At 76.1% G+C, this 2,437-nt stretch carries 2 protein-coding genes; both read right to left on the reverse strand.

Annotated elements, in window-relative coordinates:
- The coding region (locus V7793_RS36395) for an N-acetylneuraminate synthase family protein (RefSeq protein ID WP_336013952.1) at positions 1-932 on the reverse strand (932 nt) is incomplete at its 3' end.
- Between the two features lie 97 nt (positions 933-1,029).
- Entirely contained in the window at positions 1,030-2,343 is a 1,314-nt protein-coding gene (locus V7793_RS36400; RefSeq protein ID WP_336013953.1) for an acylneuraminate cytidylyltransferase, read from the reverse strand.
- Positions 2,344-2,437: the final 94 nt, after the last annotated feature.

The following is a 2,437-nucleotide window of genomic DNA, read 5'->3' on the forward strand; positions in this document are numbered from 1 at the left end:
GCCGGCTCGCGGTCGCCGCCCTCGGCGACGACGCCCGCGACCCGGCGCAGCTTGCGCATCGGGCCGAGCTCGCTGTCGTAGACGCGCTTCACGCCGTCGCCGAGGGACTCCTCGACGACGCGGATGTCGCGCACGAGCCGCGCCAGGCCGCCGGGCTCGACGGAGGCGGCCTGGTCCGAGCCCCACATGGCGCGGTCGAGGGTGATGTGGCGCTCGACGAAGGCGGCGCCGAGGGCGACGGCGGCGAGGGTGGTCTGCAGGCCCGTCTCGTGGCCGGAGTAGCCGATCGGCACGTTGGGGTACTCGGCGCGGAGGGTGTGGATCACCCGGAGGTTGAGCTCGGCGGCCTTGGCGGGGTACGTGGAGGTGGCGTGGCAGAGCAGGATGTTCTCGCTGCCGAGCACCTCGACGGCGTGCCGGATCTGCTTCGGGGTGGACATGCCCGTGGAGAGGATCACCGTGCGGCCGGTGGCGCGCAGGGCGCGCAGGAGCTCGTCGTCGGTGAGGGAGGCGGAGGCCACCTTGTGGGCGGGGACGTCGAACTTCTCCAGGAAGGCGACGGCCTCGGTGTCCCAGGGCGAGGCGAACCAGTCGATGCCGCGCTCGCGGCAGTGGGCGTCGATGGCGCGGTACTCGTCCTCGCCGAACTCCACCCGGTGGCGGTAGTCGATGTAGCGCATCCGGCCCCAGGGCGTGTCGCGCTCGATGTCCCACTGGTCGCGCGGGGTGCAGATCTCGGGGGTGCGCTTCTGGAACTTGACGGCGTCGCAGCCCGCGTCGGCCGCGGCGTCGATGAGGGCGAAGGCGTTGGCCAGGTCGCCGTTGTGGTTGATGCCGATCTCGCCGGTGACGTAGACGGGGTGGCCGGGGCCCGCCGTCTTGGCGCCGAGGGTCCGGACGGGGGCGTACGGGGCGGTGAGCACGGAGTTCATGCGGGGCGGTTCCTTCGCGGTACGGGGACGGGGAGGGGGCGGGGGGCGGGGGACGTCGTGGCCCCCTGACGGGCCGGGGTCGTGCGTCCCGGCGGGCTCAGGGCATGGCCAGGCCGGGGCCCAGCAGCCAGGTGGCGATCTCGCGCAGGGCGCCGTCGCCGCCGCGCGCGGCGGTGACGGCCCGGGCCGCGCCGCGCACGGTGTCGTGGGCGTCCGCGACCGCGACCGGCCAGCCGACGAGCCCCAGGCAGGAGAGGTCGTTGACGTCGTTGCCGACGTAGAGCACGCGGTCGGGGGCGACGCCCTGCTCCTCGCACCACTGCTTGAGGGCACGGTCCTTGCGGTCGACGCCGTGCAGGACGGGCACGCGCAGCTTGCGGCCGCGGGCGGCGACGACGGCGTTGGCCTCGGTGGAGAGGATGAGCAGGCCGAGCCCGGCGCGGCGCAGGGCGGCGATGCCGAGGCCGTCGCCGCGGTGGACGGCGACGAGTTCGCGGCCGTCGGCGTCGATGAGGACGCGGTCGTCGGTCTGGGTGCCGTCGAAGTCCATGACGACGGCGTCGACGTCGGCGCGCGTGGGGCGGGCGGCGGGGTCGGGGCCGTCGAGGAGGGGCGCGAGGGCGCGGGCGCGGGCGAGGTCGTGCAGGTCGTCGACCTCCAGGACGCGGGCGGTCTCGGAGCGGACGAGCTCGGTGCGGCCGAAGAACCGGTGCCGGGCGGCCCGGAAGCCGTCGGCGCGCATGGCGTAGGCGGCGCCGGTCTCCAGGAGGTCCTGGGGGCGGTCCTGGCGGCGGGGGCGGTGGGCCTTGTCGTGGTTGACGCCGAGGGCGCCGGAGGGGGGAGGGGTGGTGGCGGGGGACGGAGTGCCGGACGGGGCCGGGGTGCCGGCGCCGCCGTCCCCGCCGCCGTCCTCGCGCCACACGAAGCCGTGGAACGGTGCCACCGTCAGCGCGCTGTCCGCGCCCCCTTCGACGACCGCCGCGGCCACGCCGTCGACGTCCCCGCTGGTCAGGAACGGGCTCGTGCACTGCACGAGCAGGACCGTGCCGACTCCGGCGCCGTGCAGCGCCTCGTACGCGTCCATCGCGTGCAGCACGGCCGCCTCGCTGGTGGCGGTGTCCCCCGAGAGGTCGGCGGGGCGCTGGACGACGACGGCTCCGGCGCCGCGCGCGGTGGCCGCGATGCCGGGGTCGTCGGTGGAGACGACGACGTCGGTGACGAGGCGGGCGGCGCAGCACGCGCGGACGGCGCGGGCCACGAGGGGCACGCCGCCGATCGCGGCGAGGTTCTTGGCGGGAACGCCCTTCGACCCGCCGCGGGCGGGGATGACGGCCAGGACGGCCGGGGTGGCCGGGTCAGCCGTGGTGGCCGTGGCAGCCTGGTCAGCCGTGTCGGCCGGGGCGGCTTGCATGACGGGCTCCTTGCGTGTCCGGGGTTCGGGGTGTGCGGAGCGGCGGCGCAACGGTGCCGCTCCGGCGGTCACAGCTCGCCCGCCCGGCGGATCA

Origin of the sequence: Streptomyces sp. KLMMK (assembly GCF_036961605.1) — a bacterium.
Taxonomy (GTDB): domain Bacteria; phylum Actinomycetota; class Actinomycetes; order Streptomycetales; family Streptomycetaceae; genus Streptomyces; species Streptomyces telluris.